This is a genomic window from Aeromonas caviae (genome assembly GCF_000819785.1).
Classification (GTDB): domain Bacteria; phylum Pseudomonadota; class Gammaproteobacteria; order Enterobacterales; family Aeromonadaceae; genus Aeromonas; species Aeromonas caviae.
The window spans coordinates 1-556 of sequence record NZ_CDBK01000058.1 but is presented as its reverse complement, the minus strand read 5'-3'; the positions used below and the strand labels follow the sequence as shown (position 1 = coordinate 556).

The following is a 556-nucleotide window of genomic DNA, read 5'->3' as shown; positions in this document are numbered from 1 at the left end:
AGACCTGCGCCCAGCTCGGCATGCTGCTGGAGGGCATGACCCAGCTCGGGGCAGACCGGATCGCCCTGCTGGGCGGCATCGGCACGCGCCTCGCCCCCCGTCTGGGCCATTTCCATCTGGTCGCCCCCAAGCGCGACGCGCTGGAGGGGGCCATCCTGTTTGCCAGGACGGAGGCGCTGCCATGTCTGCATCCCTGAGCCTGGTCGGGCCGACAACACCTGCGGGACAGGTTCCCGTTTCCTTCACCCCATCAGAGGAATTCCCATGTCCGCACCCCTGATCCACACCCGGGTCGATCACCGTGACGGTGACGATGTCTGGTTTCGCTTCACCCTGAGCCAACTCCCGGCCACCCCCTGGAAACTCCACTTCTGCCTCGCCCGCCAGATCGATCCCCACTCGATCGAAGGGGGCGCCCTGGAGCGCCAGAGCGGCAGTTACAAGGTCATGGTGCCCCACGAGGGGGTGAACGAGCTGCGCTTCTGCTGTCGCAACACCCCGCTCAAGCATGACTCCGATATGCCCAAGGGTTTTTTCCTGAGCCTGGAGAGCAAGG

The 556-nt window shown here is 65.5% G+C and carries 2 pseudogenes; both read left to right on the top strand.

The features are described from left to right. Positions 1-197: pseudogene (locus BN1120_RS21725) on the top strand (BadF/BadG/BcrA/BcrD ATPase family protein); the annotation flags it as partial. 67 nt (positions 198-264) lie between these two features. Continuing rightward, positions 265-556 (top strand): annotated as a pseudogene (locus BN1120_RS09435) (beta-N-acetylhexosaminidase); the annotation flags it as partial.